Origin of the sequence: Bacillus sp. ISL-47 (genome assembly GCF_018613175.1) — a bacterium.
GTDB lineage: Bacteria > Bacillota > Bacilli > Bacillales > Cytobacillaceae > Cytobacillus.
In genome coordinates this window covers 84,324-102,125 of sequence record NZ_JAGGQS010000035.1, presented here as the reverse complement: position 1 = coordinate 102,125, position 17,802 = coordinate 84,324, and the positions used below count along the sequence as shown (strand labels likewise).

Genomic DNA, 17,802 nt, shown 5'->3' with positions numbered 1-17,802 from the left:
AAAGAACGCAATTAGTTACTTCTTTACCGTTTATTCTATGGAAAGAAATTCTCTAAAATTATTCAGTTTTCTTCTTTTTGGACCGCTTCCATAATAGATATATAAACACCATAAAAGCCGTATATACAGCGATTATAGATGCAATATATGGAATGTTAAGACCGGTCTTCTCATTAAGCACATATACTTCGGCCTCTTCACGGTCAAGAATCAATGTAAATTTGTCATCTTTACTCCGGACCAGGTCGCCTGTAAGCATGCCTTGAAGTTCTTTGTCACCTTTCAATACGTCTGATCCAATTACAGCCTTTCGGGATTCCGTTGTATTATTGATGGCGATAATGGAAGTTTCATCTTCATATTGGCGTTTATATACAGCAAGTCCATTATCTTCTTTCAGTAATTCCATTGTTCCCCTTGTCAGAGAGGGAAGCTGCTGGCGAACTTCTCCAAGCTTGGTAATATAATCGATAAGCTCTTTATCTGTCCGGAAATCCATTTGTCTTCTGTTATCAGGATCATTGCCGCCATCAAGCGCAATTTCACTGCCGTAGTACATAATTGGAATACCGGGACTCGTGTATAAATACGTTAATGCCAGCTTCCACCTTGGACCCGGATGCTGGTTTTGGGTGATTGTATCCCTGGTAAAACGAACAGTATCATGGTTATCCATAAATGTTCCCATTAAATAAGGATTTTCATAGATGGATTTATTCCTTTCCCACGAAGTGAAAAGCCAATTCATAGGTTGATCTGGTTTCGCAAATGCCTGGCGCAAAAACTCGTTCAAAGGATAATCAACAAACCCATCAATACCTGTACCTTCGTACTGAGCGATATATTCCGGATTATCAGACCATACTTCACCCAGCAAATAAAAATCCTTTTTAACACTCTTTACTTCCTTTGAGAATTCAGCCCAAAAGTCTTTGGGTACATGCTTAACAGTATCTAATCGATAACCATCAATATCAGTTTCTTCAATCCACCATTTGGCGGATTCAATAAGGTAATTCTCAACCTCTGGGTTTTCTTGATTTAAATCAGGCAATCCATAAATCCAGCCATTTTCAAGCTCTTCTTGGTTTTCCCAGTTTTGTATGTCTTGTTTTTCATGAAACCATTCTGCCCTCCGAGGATCGTTTAGCCATTCATGATTGTAGCCAACATGGTTGACAACAAAATCAAGAATAACTTTCATGTCTCTTTTATGGGCCTCTTGAACAAGTTCTTTAAATTCATCAATCGTGCCGAAATGTTCTTCTGTTTTGTAAAAATCCTTAATCCAATAGCCGTGATATCCTTTATCTTCATTATCAAAAACTGGAGTAAGCCAAATGGCCGTAAAACCCATGTCTTTTATATAATCCAGTTTATCGGTAATTCCTTTAAAATCACCGCCATGATAAGCTTTAGGATCTTTAACATCTACTTCGTAATCATTCTCAGAATCGCCATTATGAAAACGGTCCACCATTAAAAAATAAATTGATTCATCTTGCCATTTGCGCTCTTCTTTTTCAATTGCTCCTGCCGGCAGGGCATAAAAAAGAAGAAACGGGATTAAGATGAAGAATAATACTCCTTTTTTCATCGCCGCTCCTCCTTCAATTTTTGAGGCTATGAGTTATTCTCAATTGGCCTATAAAGTTTCAGCCCTTTAAGATTAGCCTTTTGTTCCCCCTGCCGTCAAACCAGATACAAAGTATTTCTGGAAAGATAAGAAAAGAATTGAGATTGGTATGGCAATTAACACTGAACCGGCTGCAAACGTCGTAAACTCAGCCCCATATTGTCTAGAAACCAGTTCATATAGACCAACAGCCAATGTGTAATTTTCAGTTGAACGCAACATTACTTTTGCAAGTATGAAATCTGTAAAAGGCGCAATAAAGGTAAACAAGGCAATTACAGCAATAATAGGTTTTGCCAGCGGCATAATAATTTGCCAAAAGATGCGAAAATGACCAGCTCCATCCATCCTTGCGCTTTCATCAAGCTCTTTAGGGATGCTATCCAAGTAACCTTTCATCAGCCAGGTATTCATTGGAATGGCACCGCCAACATAAATTAAGATCAAACCTAAGTGAGTATCTAATAAGCCAGTAACCTGTGCCAAGACAAATATGGCTATTAACGCAGCAAAGTTTGGAATCATCTGTAAAATCAAGAAAGTAGTTAAACCGTTTTTTCTTCCCACAAATCGGTATCTTGAAAATGAATAAGCCATTAGACTAATAACAATCACTGAGAAAAACATTGTTAAAAAAGAAACTTTTAAAGTATTCCAGTACCAAATTAAATAGTTGCTCTGCTCAGGATCAAAAATAGTACGATAATGATCAAATGTTGCACTTTTCGGGATAAGTGAGGAATTAGTTAAACTGGTACCAGGTGTTAATGAAGCCCCGATTGCCCACAGAATTGGATAGACAATGATCACAGTCATAAATAAGATCACTAAATAGGTTAGCGATAGTCTAATGAATTTTTGCCTTTTTGTGCTCATTTACATCATATCCTCCTCTTGGAAAGCCTTCGTTCTTCTGAATTGCCATAACGCAACAGAAATAACAATAGCTGACAATATCATCGTAATAGCGGCAGCCATACCATACTCAGATTTTGTTACTGTTAAATTATAAATCCAGGAAATTAAGATGTCTGTCCCTCCTGCATTTTGTCCGGAAATAGCAGGACCACCCATATTAAACAGGTAAATAATATTAAAGTTATTAAAATTAAAGGTATATTGTGTGATAAGAATTGGTGCAATAGAGAACATAATCAGCGGAAAAGTAATGTTTTTAAACTTCTGCCACGCTGTCGCCCCATCAACTGTCGCAGCTTCGTACAATTCATCCGGTATAGCTTGAAGTACTCCAGTAACCATTGCGAAAATAAACGGAAACCCCAGCCAGGTCTGAATCATAATCAAAGCGGCTCTTGTCCAAAATGCTTCGGTCATCCATGGTATAGGACCTATTCCAAATGCATCAAGAACTACATTGTTAATGGCGCCAAATGTTTCATTAAATAATCCTGAGAAAATCAAGATGGAAACGAAAGCTGGTACCGCCCAAGGAAGAATTAAGATGGTTCTGATAATGGCCTTTCCTTTAAGGTCTTTTTGATTAACTAAAACTGCGAGGAAAATGCCAAGCGCAATTTGAAATGTGGTTGCTCCAAATGTCCAGATCACTGTCCAGGCAAAAACACTTACAAATGTTTCCCTCCAAATATCAAGCGTTACAAGCCTCGTAAAATTGTCCAAAGCTACCCAATCCATTAGCTTCGCCGGCCATTGATGATAGAGATTATAGTTTGTAAATGAAAGCAGCAAAACAAAAACAATTGGTAAAATAACGACGAATACCAGCAGGAAAAATCCCGGAGTAATCATAAGATAAGGAAATCCCTCATCTATTAATGTATGATATTGTTCTTTTATCGAGCTTAAAGGTTGATTTAAGTCTCGTTTTTTTCCATTTTTATATGCATCACGCAGGCTTAAAAGGACAAAACCTACTGCAAAAAGAATCAGAATGACTGATATGATTCCATATACAAGCAAAAATATAGAATTATCACGAGGCAGCTTTTCCCCGAGGGTAACCAGACCCCATAATCCGATGTTCAAGAAATCTTTAAAAGCAATGATAAAAGAAAAAGTTAATACTAAAAAAGCAATACCTTTAAAAAACTGTTTGTTATAGATCTGGCCAAGGCCAGGAATTATGGAAAGCCACGCAGCTATTTTTCTGTGGTTAGACTTATATACATCTTCCATTGAAAGGATTCCCCTTTCTGCCATATCCCTTAAAGGGGTGTATTTTTTTTTAGTATCTTTAAATTTGAAAATTAATGTTTTTAATAAAATGGAAGCAGTACCCCACTGACTGGGAGTACCGCTTCTTTTGTTTTTTCTTAAGGCTCTTTTAACCTAGGATGTTGTCTTTTGCTCCAGGAGCCTCCACCTTTATTAAACAGCCTTTGTTAAAGAAAGGAATTAATGAATTAATTTCCGCTATGGTTAGCTTCGATTTGCTGTTCGATTGTTTTAACGGCATTATCTAAAGCAGGTTTTGCTTCTGATTTTCCAGTTACGATCGTTTCAACTGCTTTTTTCATTGGATCCCAAACTTCTGCCATCTCTGGAACACTTGGCATAGGTACAGCGTATTGGGATTGTTCCATTACAGCAGCTGCTCCTTCGTTATTCTGAACGAATTCAGGATCTTCCATTAATGATTTCAAAGGAGGAATTTCTCCAGTTAATTCAAAACGCTTCTTAGCATTTTCTTCATTTGTAATATATTCAACAAACTTTTGTGACCAATCAGGATTTTTACTGAAGTTTGTTACAAACCAGCCTTTAACACCCATGAATGTTTTAACAGGTTCACCATTAGGAAGTTTTGGCATTGCAGCAACACCGTAATTAACTCCTGCATCACTGTAGTCTTTGAAAGCCCAAGGACCATTCTGTACTGCAATAGCTTTTCCTTCTTTGAACAGGCCATTCATATTATCATTTGATTTCTCACCAATGATTCCTTTAGGGAAAAGGCCTTCTGCATACCATTTGTTAATATATTCTGCAGCTTCAACAGCTGAGTCGTTGTTTAAACCAATGTCTGTTACATCAGGCTTGCTGTCTTTTTCACCGAATACATATCCACCAAAGCCAGAGAAAATACCATGTGCATGATAGAAATCATCCCAGATAGCTAAGAAACCATAATTTCCATCCTTTGTTACCTCTTTAGATTTAGTATAAAGATCTTCCATTGTTGCTGGAACTTCAGGAAGCAAATCTTTATTGTAGATAAAAACAGGTGTTTCAGTTGCCTTTGGTAGACCATATAGCTTACCTTCATATTTAAGTGCGTCAACAGAAGAATCTGTAAACTGTCCTAAAATTTTAGAATCAACTTCTAATTCTTTAATATAACCTTTAACCATTGCAGGTCCAACGCCATCATGAGACATTGTTACTACGTCTGGAGCGTTTTCAGTATTTCCATCAAGTGCTAGGTTTTCTTGCATTTTTGTAATATTTAATTCTTTGAATTCAATCTTAATTCCATGCTCTGCTTCAAATTTTTGGGCAGCGTCTTTTAAAGCTGTACCTTTGTCAGTATCTTCCCAAACAATTAGCTTTTCAGGTTTTGCTTGTTCTCCTTCAGTTTTGCTGTCATTGCTGCCAGTCTCTTCTTCGTCTTTTGGACCGCAAGCAGCTAAAACTCCGAATACCAAAACGATCATCATAAATAATGATAATGCTCTTTTCATTCTTGACCCTCCTAAAAATATGGATGCTTTTTAAAAGTGTACAACCGTTTGCACAAAAGTGTAAACGCTTTTATTTATATCGAAAAATTTTAGCGCTTTCACCCATTCTATTTTTAATGAATTCTATTAAATTCATTCTATGAAAACGATTGCACAATTTATATTTTTATTATACAAGGTTTTTGGGCTTTTACAACTCCTTTTTTAAAAATTTATGAGTCCAATTTATAAAAAGAAAAAAGGTATATCTTATCTTTTCTTTTCTATATTTTCATTTCATCCATATGTTATAATGCAAGCGATTGCACTTTTTGAAAGGGGAATAAGAATGGAAAAAGCAGCTATCATCCACTATCCTTCTGATCACTATGTCTATCCATATAATGAAAAAACCCTACATATTAGAATACAAACCAAAAAAGATGACGTTGCAGAAGTAACTTTAATACACGGTGACCAATATTACTGGTCTGATGGAAAATGGCAGTTTGAAGAAACAGATATGTTAAAGTCAGGTACAGATGGGATTCATGATTATTGGCATGTCTTTATTGAACCGCCTTATAGAAGATCAAGATACGGCTTTAAGTTAAAGTCAGGAGAAGAAGAATTGATTTTAACTGAAAAGGGCTTTTACGCTATACCTCCAGCAGATTCCGGTTATTATTTCAACTTTCCCTATCTACATGCTGAAGAGGTCTTCAGAGCCCCTTCATGGGTGAAGGATACTGTTTGGTATCAAATTTTCCCAGAAAGATTTGCAAACGGAAATCCTGAAAATGATCCAGAAGCAGCTCTCCCTTGGGGCAGTGCCCCGCCTTCCCCCACTAATTTTTTTGGCGGCGACTTTGAGGGTATAATAGAACATTTGGATTATCTACAGGAACTTGGCATTACAGGTATTTATTTTACTCCTGTTTTTAAAGCCTTTTCCAACCATAAATATGATACAATCGATTATCTCGAAATTGATCCCCAGTTCGGGACAAAGGATACTCTCAAACGACTTGTAGAAGAGTGCCATAAAAGAAACATTCGCGTTATGCTTGATGCCGTTTTCAATCATAGCGGATACTACTTCCCGCCTTTTCAGGATGTGCTTGAGAACGGGGAGAAATCAAAGTACAAGGATTGGTTTCATCCGCATAGCTTTCCTTTAAAGGGTGGAGAATACCCTAATTATGAAACCTTCGCATTTGTGGCACAAATGCCGAAGCTGAATACAAAAAATCCGGATGTAAAAGAATACTTGCTGAAAGTGGCTAAATACTGGATTGAGGAGTTTAATATTGACGGATGGAGGCTTGATGTAGCAAACGAAGTTGACCACCAGTTTTGGCGTGAATTCAGGCAAGCCGTAAAAGGAATTAAACCTGATCTTTATATATTAGGTGAAATCTGGCACAACTCCATGCCTTGGCTGCGCGGTGATCAATTTGATGCAGTCATGAATTACCCATTTACAGCCAATCTGCTGAACCTGATCGCAAAGAAAACCATAAATGGCAATGAATTCGCCAATAATTTGACAGCTGAAATTCACCGCTATCCGGCTAATGTTTATGAAACTGCATTCAATCTTGTCGGAAGCCATGATACACCAAGAATTCTGACAGAATGTGAAGGAGATAAAGACAAGGTTAAGCTTATATATACGATTTTATTTACCTTTGTGGGTTCGCCTTGCCTTTATTATGGTGATGAGATAGGGTTAAGCGGCGAAATGGATCCAGGGTGCAGAAAATGCATGGAGTGGGATGAAAATAACCAGGACCGTGAACTTTTCTCCCATATTCAACAGCTGATCAAACTGCGCCGCGAAGAAAAATTGCTGGCCAATGAAGGACAATTTGAGTTTATCCATACAGATCGTGATCTTGTTGCCTATCAAAAATACAATGACTCAAAAACAATCGTTGTACTGGCTAATTCTTCTGCTGAAAAAGCTGAATTTACACTGCCATATAACATGAAGGGCGTTAAAATCACAAACTTACTTTCAGGCGAAGAGTTTGCTGCAGAAGCGTCCAGCTTAAAAGTAAAGCTGGACGGCTTTGGATTTGATATTTTGTCATTCCCTTCTTTAAATTAATGGTTCTTTAAACACGCTGTTGATTTCCACTTTAGAAATATATCAGAATCTGTTAAGAAAAGTTCTTAAGTGCAAACCCTTAAGACTTTTCTTTTTTCGTTTTAGAATGTCTGCATTCCCTTATCAAGGCATGAAAAATATATCAACTTTACACACTGGGAGAATAGAGATGACTAGGAACCACAAAAAACTTACATTATTTGCTTTAACATGGCCCATATTTATAGAAATTTTGCTCCATATGCTAATGGGGAATGCAGACACTCTTATGCTATCGCAATATTCGGATGAATCTGTCGCAGCTGTCGGTGTTTCCAACCAGATCCTTTCCCTTGTTATTGTCATGTTCGGCTTCGTAGCTACAGGTACATCAATTTTGATTGCCCAAAACCTTGGAGCAAAAAATAATAAAATAGCAGCTGAAATATCAGTTGTATCTTTGGGTGCCAACCTTGTTTTCGGAATTCTCTTAAGTATCCTTTTATTTATTTTAAGCAAGCCATTGCTGCGAATGATGGACCTGCCGGAGGAACTTTTAAATGAAGCGAATTCCTACCTGATCATTGTTGGCGGCCTATCCTTTATCCAAGCTCTGATCATGACAATCGGCGCGATTATCAGAAGCTACGGATTTACAAGAGATGTTATGTACATCACTATTGGCATGAACATTTTAAATGTAATCGGAAACTACTTTTTTATCTTTGGGCCTTTCGGTTTCCCAGTATTGGGTGTTGAAGGGGTTGCCATATCTACGGTTGTCAGCCGATTGATTGGATTTACAGCAGCTGTAGCTGTTTTGCTTAAGCGCACGGAAAATACACTCCCTTTTGGACTGCTATTCCGTTTTCCAAAAGAACATATAAAAAACCTTTTAAAAATTGGGATTCCCTCCGCTGGAGAACATTTATCCTATAACGGGTCGCAAATGGTCATCACCATTTTTATTGCTGGCTTAGGTACAGAAGCACTGACAGCTAAAGTGTACGCACAGAACATTATGATGTTCATTTTTCTTTTTAGTGTCGCCATAAGCCAGGGGACTCAAATTTTGATCGGGCATATGGTTGGTGCCAAGGATTATGATGCAGCCTATCAAAGGTGCCTAAAAAGCCTGCGCCTGGCCATTATGATTTCATTTGCTACAGCTGTGCTTTTTGCCGCTTTCTCTGAAGAACTGATGGGAATTTTCACGTCAAATACCGATATAATTAAAGTTGGCAGTGTGCTGATTCTATTAACCATCATCCTTGAACCTGGCAGATCATTCAATTTGGTCGTCATTAACTCATTGCGTGCTGCAGGTGACGTGAAATTTCCGGTTTATATGGGTATTATTTCCATGTGGGGAGTAAGTGTGACACTATCCTATCTTCTGGGAATCCATTTTGGCATGGGGCTTGCAGGCATCTGGATTGCTTTTATTGCTGATGAATGGCTCAGGGGATTGCTCATGCTATCGCGCTGGAAGTCTAAAGTATGGATTAGCAAATCGTTTGTGGCATCCAAAGCAGTCTAAGCCAATAAGTCAATGAGAAAAAGCGGCAATTTAAACTGCCGCTTTTCCTCATTCAACAATATTAATATTATAATCTTTAAACCAGACATGAATTTGTGCAAGATGCGCAAGCAGCTGGGGACCAGTCATGAGCTGGCCAAACCATGGCTCCTGGAATGCTTCTCCGCCCGATTCAATTATTTTCTTCAGCTGGCCGTGGTCAAAAAACTCATAAAGTGCGGATGATCGGTCTTCCAGATACCCATTGAGCATTTTTTGAACTGCGTTGGTATATTCCGGATTATGCGTTTTTGGATAAGGGCTCTTTTTTCTATATAAAACTTCATTAGGCAATATGCCTTCAAGTGCTTTACGCAGAATACCCTTTTCACGGTTGCCGTGCATTTTCATCTCCCATGGTATATTCCATACATACTCTACAAGGCGGTGGTCAGCAAATGGGACCCTTACTTCAAGGCTTGCACCCATACTCATTCTGTCCTTCCGATCCAATAATGTTGTCATAAAGTAAATCATATTAATATAGAAAAGCTCTCTACGGCTTGCATCCTCTTCACTTTCTCCGTCGAGTTTTGGAGTTTCCGAGATTGCCTGAATATATTTTTCCATGGCGTAATCTTGAATTTTTAATTTGCTCTGCCACTTCTCCTTTAATAGGCCATGCCTAGCTTCCAGCGACCTCATCCATGGAAACCCCTTACGCTGAAGATCCTCCTGTCTGTGGAACCACGGATAACCTCCAAATATTTCGTCAGCGCACTCGCCGGATAAGCTTACCACAAAGTCCTTCTTTATCTCCCGGCAAAACCATAGAAGGGAAGAATCAACGTCTGCCATACCGGGAAGGTCTCTGACATGCACTGATTCCATTAGGTCCTCTGCCAGCTGCTGCTGGGAAATGATACAGCTGTTATGTTTGGTATTAAAGGCTTGGGACATCTTATGGATAAACGCACCATCCGAGTTGGGCTGAAACTCATTCGCCTTGAAGAAAACATCATTTCCCTCGTAATCTATGGAATAGGTGTGCAGCTGCCCTTTTCCTTCATTCTCATAGGTTTTGGCAGCAATGGCAGTGATCGCACTTGAATCGACACCACCTGAAAGGAACGTGCAAAGCGGTACATCCGATACGAGCTGCCTCGTTACTGCATCCGTAAATAAGTGGCGAACTTTTTCTGCAGTTTCTTCAAGGTTATCCTCATGCTGGCTGCTTTTAACATTCCAATAACGCCAAACCTTCAGCCCATTTTTTGAAAAAGATAAAGCATGTGCAGGCCTTAATTCATCTATACCTCTGAATACTCCTGAACCAGGGGATCTTGACGGTCCTAATCCGAAAACTTCCGCCAGCCCTTCCCTATCAAGCTCAGCCTTTACATCCGGATGGGCCAAAATGGCTTTTAGTTCTGATCCAAAAATGATCCCCTTTTTTGTTTCTTTATAAAATAATGGTTTTACCCCAAGCCGGTCTCTGCCAATGAACAATTGTTCCTTCCTTTCATCCCATACAGCGAAAGCAAAAATGCCATTGAGATATTTCAGGCAGTCTTCGCCCCATTCCATATAAGAAGTCAGTAAAACCTCTGTGTCAGAATGGCCGTTGAACGAATATCCTTTTATAAGGAGTTCTTTACGAATATCTTCTGTATTATATAGCTCGCCATTATAACAAATGGTATAGCGGCTATTTTGTTTTTCCCTTGTCATTGGCTGTTTTCCGCCAGCAGGGTCTACAACGATTAACCTTTTATGGCCGAAGCCCGCATGAATATCTGTCCAGACATTCGTGTCATCCGGACCGCGCTTAGCCAAAGTATCCGTCATTTTTCCAATCTTAGCGGTTTCTTTTCTCAGGTCCTTTTGGAAATCGACCCAGCCTGTAATTCCACACATTTTTACATCATCCTTTCTAAGCGGAATCATTTGGGCACATTTTGCATGATGTTATTGTATGCACGGCCTAGAAAAAAGTTAATTGTCCACTTTTAGCAGTTATAAAAATCGCCTAAACTGTCTAAAAAGAAGTTGAGGAAGTTAATGGAGGTTTTTTATGAATAGACAGCAGCGAACTAAGCTTATTGAATATCAATCCCGTGCGTTTACAGAAGGCACTGTAGAGCTTATCAATGATCAATGGGTTTTTTTCGATCACGAAACAGATGAAGCATCATTGTTAGATGAATTCCTCCACCAGGAATTAGAAGTATTTCGCTTCAAGCGCTGGAAAAAAGGAATCTTGTTCGAGGATGGCAAGATTGCTTTGGCCGATGAAGTTTTCCACTTAAAGGATCAGGATTCTGTCCGAATACGCAAGCATCTTGTTTTTTCATTGGAGAGACTACTGGAGGAAATAAATGATGATGCATTTTACCAATTTGTAACAACCTTAAATTCTATGCAGTTTTCAGTGTATGACTGCATATATTGCTATAATCAATTAGCTTTCTTTAATGATAAAGATCGCAAAAGCGGAGTGAATTTTATCGTTTTTGATAATCAGGACCACATCTGCAATGTACAGCACCATTTTTGCTATTATGAAAAAATGAGTGACCGCTTTGAATTCACATTAAACAGCGGCAAAAGAATGGTGATTGAAAAAATTTCTTCATAAAAAAGCATCAGTCTGCCAATAGTCGGCAGACTGATGCTTTTTTAATCACGATCTCATCAAGCGGCAATTGATGTTATCCTGCTTAGCTGTACGTCTGTATCTTTTTGGATAATCCTTCTTCAAATTCGGCTGTCATAAGCGGTTTATGAATATAAAACCCCTGCGCATAATGGCACTTCAATTCTTTTAATAACTCTATCTGCTCCTTTGTTTCCACTCCTTCTGCCACCACTTTAACAGCGAGCCCATGTCCCATCGTAATGATTGCTTTCACAATGGCAATATCGGATGTGTTTAGTCGCAGATTGTTTATAAAAGATCGATCAATCTTCAATGTATTGATGGGAAGATCTTTAAGATAACTCAAGGAAGAATAGCCTGTGCCAAAATCATCTATTGAAACCTTAACGCCAATTGCCTGCAGTGCTTGCATGACCTGAATACTGTATTCTACATTTCTGAGCATGGTGCTCTCAGTTAATTCTAATGTTAAATACTGCGGTTCCAAACCTGATAGCCCCAATGCTTTCTTTACCTCGTTCAGGAAGCCTGGCTGCTGAAACTGGTATGCGGACACATTGACTGATATTGAAAGTGAGTGATAGCCAAGCGATTGCCACCTTTTATTTTGCTTGCATGCTGTCCGCAAAACCCAGCTGCCAATTTCCTCTATGAGGCCTGTTTCCTCAGCCAGCGGTATGAATTCCCCAGGCGAAACAAGACCCAGTTTGGGGTGATTCCAGCGAATCAGGGCTTCGCTTCCGTAAAGATTTCCTGATTCAAGATCGATTAAAGGCTGGTAGCATAAATAAAATTCTTCTTTTTGTAAAGCCTTTCTTAAATAGCTTTCAAGCTCAAGCCTGACCATGGCCTGCTCATTCATTTCCATTGAGAAAAAGGTTATCCTGTTGCCGCCCTGCTGCTTGGAACGATTGGTTGCCACATCAGCATTCTTAAGCAAAGTATGCTCGTCCAGCCCATCACCGGGATATAAGCTGACACCTATGCTCGCTGTGACAATAAATTCCTGATTTGCTTGGAATAACGGCTTCGATATTTCATCTAATATCTTTTTAGACGTTTTCATGACTCTATCTATTTTAATATCTCTTGATAATATCAGTGTAAATTTATCACCGCTGAACCGGCCCAAATAGGAACCTGAAGGCAACACCTTTTCGATTCTTTCCGAAATTTCCTTTAAAACCATGTCACCTGCAAAATGGCCAAGGCTATCATTAATGATCTTAAAACGGTCAATATCAATCGAAAGAACTGCGAGCATTTTCCTTTTCTTTTTCGCTCTCTTCAAAAGAACATCCAGCTGCTCTGTAAATTTCATTCTATTTGGCAGCCCGGTGTCCTGGTCGAAGTAAGCGAGCTCTGTAATTTTATCTTCTATCTTTTTCTGCTCAGTAATATTTCTGCCAATTCCGTAAATGCCTACACATTCCCCATTCACTGTGATTGGGATATTTTTCAGCTGAAAGAGGCTTGTCTCTCCTGACTTTGAATCTATATACACATTGTAATATTGCTCTTTTCCTCTTATCGCCCGGTAAAAATGCATTCTCACCCGCGGAATATCTTCATTTCTCACATAACCAAGAGCTGATTTTCCCAGTATTTCACCACTTCTGTATCCAAAGGTTTTTTCAAATGCCGGATTAACACTTGTGAAATTTCCTTTCATGTCTGTTGAATAAACAAAATCAGCATTATTATCAAATAATGATTTATAATATTGTTCCGAGATCTTCAGGCTGCTGTTTAGAACCTCTATGTCATCCTGGGAGGCATGCATTAAATGTGTTAGAGAAGATATCGTGTTAAATTGTGCCGGCTTCTCATAAATGTATGTATCGGCGGCAGTTTTCTTTGACTTGGCCACATTTTCTGATAAAGAAAGATAGGTAAGGGAATGTCCAACAATTATTGGATAATCGCCTTTTCGTGAAGCGATTTCTCCATAAGAAAAAAACCCATTTGCAGGAGCAATCCCCTGGAACATGGCCAGTTCCTTTTCGGTGAAATCTCTTGCAAACTGTTTGCGGGCCATACAATTATAGATAAAGATTGTTTCTGCAGGTTCTTTCCCCAGTCTCTTTAACTCCTGCAAAGACCGTTCAATAATTTCTTCCAGATTGGCATATGCGAAGATAAGATTATCTCCTTCTTTAACCATCCGGTTAACCTTGACTGCCCCATTTTCAAGCATTTTAATGATAAAAACTGACACTTTCTCCCCGCGATACGTTAAGAGGAATGGGAATTCTGTGCCTGATTTAGGCAAATCTTTTATGAAAGCTTCTCCTAGATAATGCTTTAATATTTGCAAAGGTGGCTTATGGTCGATCGAATAGATAGTAGAACCTGAAGCCTTTGTAACCGTAAAACTTTTTCCGATTTCCTGCCATCGGTAGTTTGCAAACGAATGTGCTGAAAGATGGCCGCTCTGCAGGGCTATCGCAACAAGCCCATTTTGGGTAAGCCCTTCTTGTGTAAAAGCAAACCCTTCCCGAAATAATCCATTATCCCCTGCGATTCCGCCAGCAATTACCATTTCAGTATTTGTTTCATATATCCCCTCAACTAACAAAGAAGAATCAACATTAAAGCCTGCCGGAAATAGAATTAAAGCTTTTGTATTGAAAATAGCAAGCTCATGTGCCAGAGCTTTCCCCATCTCATAACTATCTTTATAATCCTTTTGCTGCAGAAGAAACGATTTTAACTCTGTTTTTTCAAAAGCCGTAAAAGTGATGACTGTTTGATTTTCAGTAATGCGGCCTTCGTAAATTTCACCAGAAGTGGAACAGCCGGCAATTGCAGCAAAAGGAAGCCGGTTGGCCAGTTCATTTTGCAGATTCTCAATAAACTCTTCCTTTATTATCCCTGTAAAAACCTGTACAAGCAGATTCGGATATTCATCCAATTCGTTTTCATCTATGAAACTATTCAGCTGGTTAGTATTCTCATATAGACATGTTATTGTTTTAGCCATAAAAACCCACCATCATAGTAATGTCATTCCTAAAAAGAAAGAGAGAAGCCCGCTGGCTTCAAACGTTAAGCAGCAGGCCCTTCGACTGGGACAACTGTCAAATTATAGTTCTTATCTTTTTTAAAATACCATATTTAGGACATACATGACATGACAAAATTAGAAAAAGCTGCCTTTCAGCAGCTTTTTTCAAAATTACGTCATAAATGTTAAAGGCAATTGCACAAAACCTAAATAGAGAACCAGAATTAACGCAATTATGAACTGGATCCATAAAATAGACGTTTTCTTTTCTTTTACAGTACGAATAATGATCATTTCAAACATAGCGATAACCCATAAACCCACCAATGACTTTAAAACATATAGCATATCAATGTTGTTAAGGGTGCTTAGAATCCATACGCCAGTCCCAATGATCAGCAAATAAAACAGCCTTAAAATCATGTGTACTACTTTTAAACCTTTGTGTTTGCCGCTTTTATGCATGACAAGGGCAACGATAAATAGAACTAGTGCTAAAAACCACGTCGTAATGTGGGCATGTATCATTCCAGTGCCTCCTATTGTAAAATTCGATACAATCATATCATATTGAAATCGAAAATCCTAAAATAATGGTGCGGGAAGAGCACAATACAAACAAGTTTTGTGAAACTTTTATGGCGGATTGTGAGATTGGTCATAGACATTTGCCTATGTTTGTTGGGTGTACCAACGAAAATAGCGATTCGTTGATATTCTGCCATTTTTGATTGATATATTTAAATTTTCGTTGATAAATGAGGAAAATTCGTTGATAAGAACTATTTTTCGTTGATAAAGCCCATTTCCCCTTGCTTAAACGGACTTTTTACAAAAAAAACAAAGCCTATGCAGCAATTGCATAGGCCAGGACATTATTTTTCTATTGAATTTGTTAAAGAACCGATTTTTTCAACCGTAATTTCCACTGTATCTCCCGGCTGCAGAAAACGTGGGGGCTTAAATCCTTTGCCGACTCCGGCAGGCGTGCCGGTAGCAATAATGTCTCCCGGCTCCAGGGTCATCCCTTTAGATAACACAGTAATTATTTCTTCGATTGGGAATATAAAGTTTTCCGTATTCGAGCTTTGCCTCACTTCCCCGTTTACCGTTGTTTGAATATCCAGCTTGTTAGGATTTTCCACTGCGGATGAATGGACAACCCATGGTCCCATTGGACAGGTTGTATCCAAGCTTTTTCCGATAAAGAATTGCTTATGACGGGATTGGAGGTCTCTTCCTGATACATCATTAATGATTGTGTAGCCAAATATGTAATCCAATGCTTCTTCTCTTGGAATGGCACGTCCTGTTTTTCCGATGATAACTGCAAGCTCTCCCTCATAATCAAGCTGAGAAGTCACATCTTGATGGTTGAGCACTGTTTCATCCGGGCCAATGACGGTTGTAGGCGCTTTTGTAAATACCATAATATGCTCAGGTATATCCGCTTCGCTTCCCATTTCAATGGCATGCTCCGCATAGTTTTTCCCCACACAAAAGATATTTTTATCCGGGCGCGGAATCGGCGCTTGCAAAGTAACAGAATCAAGCGGTATATATAATTCCTCCCTTTCAGAACTGCTGCTTACCCAATCAGTTAATTGATGAACTTTTTCAATAAATGCATCTCCCAATGCAATGCATTCTTTTAAAGAGGCGGGTAAGTCACTTTTCCCCTCCATTTTTTCTATAGCAGTGCCAAGAGGCAATACCTTTGTGCTTGACTCATCAATAAGTCCGACAAAACTGCCGCTGCTATCTTTTGCTGTAACAAACTTCATCTCATCACCTCATTTTTATTTTCACATTATAAGTATAATATAAATTTTCAGATTTACGAGACTATTTGCGTTTATTATAAAAAAGAGCCCCCTATAGGTGACCTCCCAATCTATAAGTCTTTAAGAAATTTCGTTCGTTTCTGCAGATTTGCCAGCTCCCCCAGCCCCGCTTATTAGAATTCTTCTCATCATGCCTGGCGCCTCCATTTTGGCAGTTTTAAATAAGTAAAGCTCCTCCAAAGCCATTCAGCCGGCCCATAGTAATAACGAGAAACCCAATAGCGGCTGGCCATTACTTGAAGGGCGAAGATAAAAATGACTAATAGTGTCCCGCTTAATGCGGAAATCTCACCATAAAAGCCCAATCCATAGCTATAAAAAATCAAAGTTGAAATAATGGATTGCAAAAGATAATTAGAGAGTGATAATTTGCCGACATAAGACAGCGGCAACATCACTTTTAGTACTGTGCCGTTTTTAATGGCCAAGGCAATTGCGACACCATATCCAATCGCTAACAGCGGCCCGCCAAAGATGTCCTGCAGAAAATCCACCGCCAGGTTGCCTTCAGTCAAATATGGGAGCAATTTACAGAACACGCCACCAGCCAGGGTTCCAATCATCAGCTTCCTTAAAAATCCGCCAACCTTCTCGGGTTCTTCAAGCCACTTTAACTTGGCCGCACCTGCCCCTATTAAAAAAAGCGGGAAAATGGAAGCAAGCATGATTGGCAATGAAGCTAGGTTATTAACTAATAACCAGTCCTCCATCCTCTGAGCCGTAATTTCTTCGATGCTCCCATTTTGGTATACTTGCAAAGATGCTTCCGCTGCTGCAGGGTCATAGATAGACAGCTCCTCGGCAGGGACAAACATAACAGTCATGAAAAATAAAAGAGCGAATAATAGGTTAGGAATAACGTAGAGCAGAATTCCGGTCAAGAGCATATTCTTTCCGCTCAATTTTATAAAAAGCAAGAAGATAAAGCCAAAGATTGCATAGTTAATGAGGATATCTCCATGCCAAATAAGAAAAGCATGAAAAATGCCTATTAGCAGCAGCAATGACATTCTTCTTGCTGCGATCCCTCCGAAAGGCAGTCCTTTGGCAATGGCCCTTTCTCTTAATAGGACCAAACCATACCCGAATAACATAGAGAATAATGGATAAAAACTTGCCTGTACGAAGATATCAATAAAAACATATGTACTTTTATCAGCAGGGCTGCTCCACCATTCAAATGGATCAAGATATAAAAATGGGGAATGGAATGACAGCATATTCACTAAAAAAATTCCTAGGATAGCAAAGCCTCTTATAATATCCAATGAAACGATCCGGTCCTTCTCCAGGACGGGGCTAACTGGCTTGTGCATAGAACGCCTCCTTTTTTTGGAAACCGAAATATAATCTTAATGATAGAGAGCTCCAGTGGAATTGTCCAGTAAAAAAAGAGACCGCAGC

Annotated in this window: 12 protein-coding genes; 3 read left to right on the top strand and 9 right to left on the bottom strand. The window is 39.0% G+C overall.

Annotation, left to right across the window (positions count from 1 at the left end; translation table 11 throughout):
• Positions 1–58 precede the first annotated feature (58 nt).
• The 4 genes from J7I93_RS12465 to J7I93_RS12450 form a co-directional block, all read right to left on the bottom strand.
• Positions 59–1,597, bottom strand: coding sequence for an alpha-amylase family glycosyl hydrolase (locus tag J7I93_RS12465; protein WP_214726188.1), 1,539 nt, complete (start codon positions 1,595–1,597; stop codon positions 59–61).
• Between the two features lie 72 nt (positions 1,598–1,669).
• Positions 1,670–2,512: a sugar ABC transporter permease gene (locus tag J7I93_RS12460; protein WP_214726187.1), complete on the bottom strand. Its 843-nt coding sequence runs from the start codon at positions 2,510–2,512 to the stop codon at positions 1,670–1,672.
• Positions 2,513–3,793, bottom strand: coding sequence for a carbohydrate ABC transporter permease (locus tag J7I93_RS12455; protein WP_214726186.1), 1,281 nt, complete (start codon positions 3,791–3,793; stop codon positions 2,513–2,515).
• A 227-nt stretch (positions 3,794–4,020) separates the two neighbouring features.
• Positions 4,021–5,298 carry an extracellular solute-binding protein gene (locus J7I93_RS12450; protein ID WP_214726185.1) on the bottom strand — a complete coding sequence of 426 codons (1,278 nt, stop codon included), beginning with the start codon at positions 5,296–5,298 and terminating at the stop codon, positions 4,021–4,023.
• A gap of 328 nt (positions 5,299–5,626) precedes the next feature.
• On the opposite strand from J7I93_RS12450, the gene J7I93_RS12445 reads away from it, so the two are divergent.
• The gene (locus tag J7I93_RS12445) at positions 5,627–7,390 is read left to right on the top strand and encodes an alpha-glycosidase (protein ID WP_214726184.1); all 1,764 of its coding nucleotides are present in this window, start codon (positions 5,627–5,629) and stop codon (positions 7,388–7,390) included.
• A gap of 169 nt (positions 7,391–7,559) precedes the next feature.
• A complete protein-coding gene (locus tag J7I93_RS12440; RefSeq protein WP_214726183.1) occupies positions 7,560–8,909 on the top strand; it encodes an MATE family efflux transporter in 1,350 nt (449 codons plus the stop codon).
• Between the two features lie 48 nt (positions 8,910–8,957).
• Here the strand turns inward: J7I93_RS12440 and asnB are convergent, their stop codons facing one another.
• Positions 8,958–10,805 (bottom strand): asparagine synthase (glutamine-hydrolyzing), encoded by a 1,848-nt coding sequence (gene asnB / locus J7I93_RS12435; RefSeq protein WP_214726182.1) that lies wholly within the window; start codon positions 10,803–10,805, stop codon positions 8,958–8,960.
• 157 nt (positions 10,806–10,962) lie between these two features.
• Here asnB and J7I93_RS12430 point away from each other — a divergent pair, with 157 nt between their 5' ends.
• Positions 10,963–11,526 carry a DUF2777 domain-containing protein gene (locus J7I93_RS12430; protein WP_214726181.1) on the top strand — a complete coding sequence of 188 codons (564 nt, stop codon included), beginning with the start codon at positions 10,963–10,965 and terminating at the stop codon, positions 11,524–11,526.
• 82 nt (positions 11,527–11,608) lie between these two features.
• On the opposite strand, the gene J7I93_RS12425 is transcribed toward J7I93_RS12430, so the two are convergent.
• The 4 genes from J7I93_RS12425 to J7I93_RS12410 all read right to left on the bottom strand — a co-directional run bounded on the left by J7I93_RS12425 (position 11,609) and on the right by J7I93_RS12410 (position 17,714).
• The gene (locus J7I93_RS12425) at positions 11,609–14,530 is read right to left on the bottom strand and encodes a bifunctional diguanylate cyclase/phosphodiesterase (protein WP_214726180.1); all 2,922 of its coding nucleotides are present in this window, start codon (positions 14,528–14,530) and stop codon (positions 11,609–11,611) included.
• A gap of 195 nt (positions 14,531–14,725) precedes the next feature.
• The gene (locus tag J7I93_RS12420; protein ID WP_214726179.1) at positions 14,726–15,082 is read right to left on the bottom strand and encodes a YisL family protein; all 357 of its coding nucleotides are present in this window, start codon (positions 15,080–15,082) and stop codon (positions 14,726–14,728) included.
• 347 nt (positions 15,083–15,429) lie between these two features.
• Entirely contained in the window at positions 15,430–16,338 is a 909-nt protein-coding gene (locus tag J7I93_RS12415) for a fumarylacetoacetate hydrolase family protein (protein ID WP_214726178.1), read from the bottom strand.
• Positions 16,339–16,526: 188 nt separating this feature from the next.
• Positions 16,527–17,714 (bottom strand): DUF418 domain-containing protein, encoded by a 1,188-nt coding sequence (locus J7I93_RS12410; RefSeq protein WP_214726177.1) that lies wholly within the window; start codon positions 17,712–17,714, stop codon positions 16,527–16,529.
• Positions 17,715–17,802 lie beyond the last annotated feature (88 nt).

What these genes read in the sequence shown, in the direction of transcription:
- J7I93_RS12465 (WP_214726188.1), bottom strand. Translation starts at nt 1,597, where the DNA reads ATGAAAAAAGGAGTATTATTCTTCATCTTAATCCCGTTTCTTCTTTTT.
- J7I93_RS12460 (WP_214726187.1), bottom strand. Translation starts at nt 2,512, where the DNA reads ATGAGCACAAAAAGGCAAAAATTCATTAGACTATCGCTAACCTATTTA.
- J7I93_RS12455 (WP_214726186.1), bottom strand. Translation starts at nt 3,793, where the DNA reads ATGGAAGATGTATATAAGTCTAACCACAGAAAAATAGCTGCGTGGCTT.
- J7I93_RS12450 (WP_214726185.1), bottom strand. Translation starts at nt 5,298, where the DNA reads ATGAAAAGAGCATTATCATTATTTATGATGATCGTTTTGGTATTCGGA.
- J7I93_RS12445 (WP_214726184.1), top strand. Translation starts at nt 5,627, where the DNA reads ATGGAAAAAGCAGCTATCATCCACTATCCTTCTGATCACTATGTCTAT.
- J7I93_RS12440 (WP_214726183.1), top strand. Translation starts at nt 7,560, where the DNA reads ATGACTAGGAACCACAAAAAACTTACATTATTTGCTTTAACATGGCCC.
- asnB (WP_214726182.1), bottom strand. Translation starts at nt 10,805, where the DNA reads ATGTGTGGAATTACAGGCTGGGTCGATTTCCAAAAGGACCTGAGAAAA.
- J7I93_RS12430 (WP_214726181.1), top strand. Translation starts at nt 10,963, where the DNA reads ATGAATAGACAGCAGCGAACTAAGCTTATTGAATATCAATCCCGTGCG.
- J7I93_RS12425 (WP_214726180.1), bottom strand. Translation starts at nt 14,530, where the DNA reads ATGGCTAAAACAATAACATGTCTATATGAGAATACTAACCAGCTGAAT.
- J7I93_RS12420 (WP_214726179.1), bottom strand. Translation starts at nt 15,082, where the DNA reads ATGATACATGCCCACATTACGACGTGGTTTTTAGCACTAGTTCTATTT.
- J7I93_RS12415 (WP_214726178.1), bottom strand. Translation starts at nt 16,338, where the DNA reads ATGAAGTTTGTTACAGCAAAAGATAGCAGCGGCAGTTTTGTCGGACTT.
- J7I93_RS12410 (WP_214726177.1), bottom strand. Translation starts at nt 17,714, where the DNA reads ATGCACAAGCCAGTTAGCCCCGTCCTGGAGAAGGACCGGATCGTTTCA.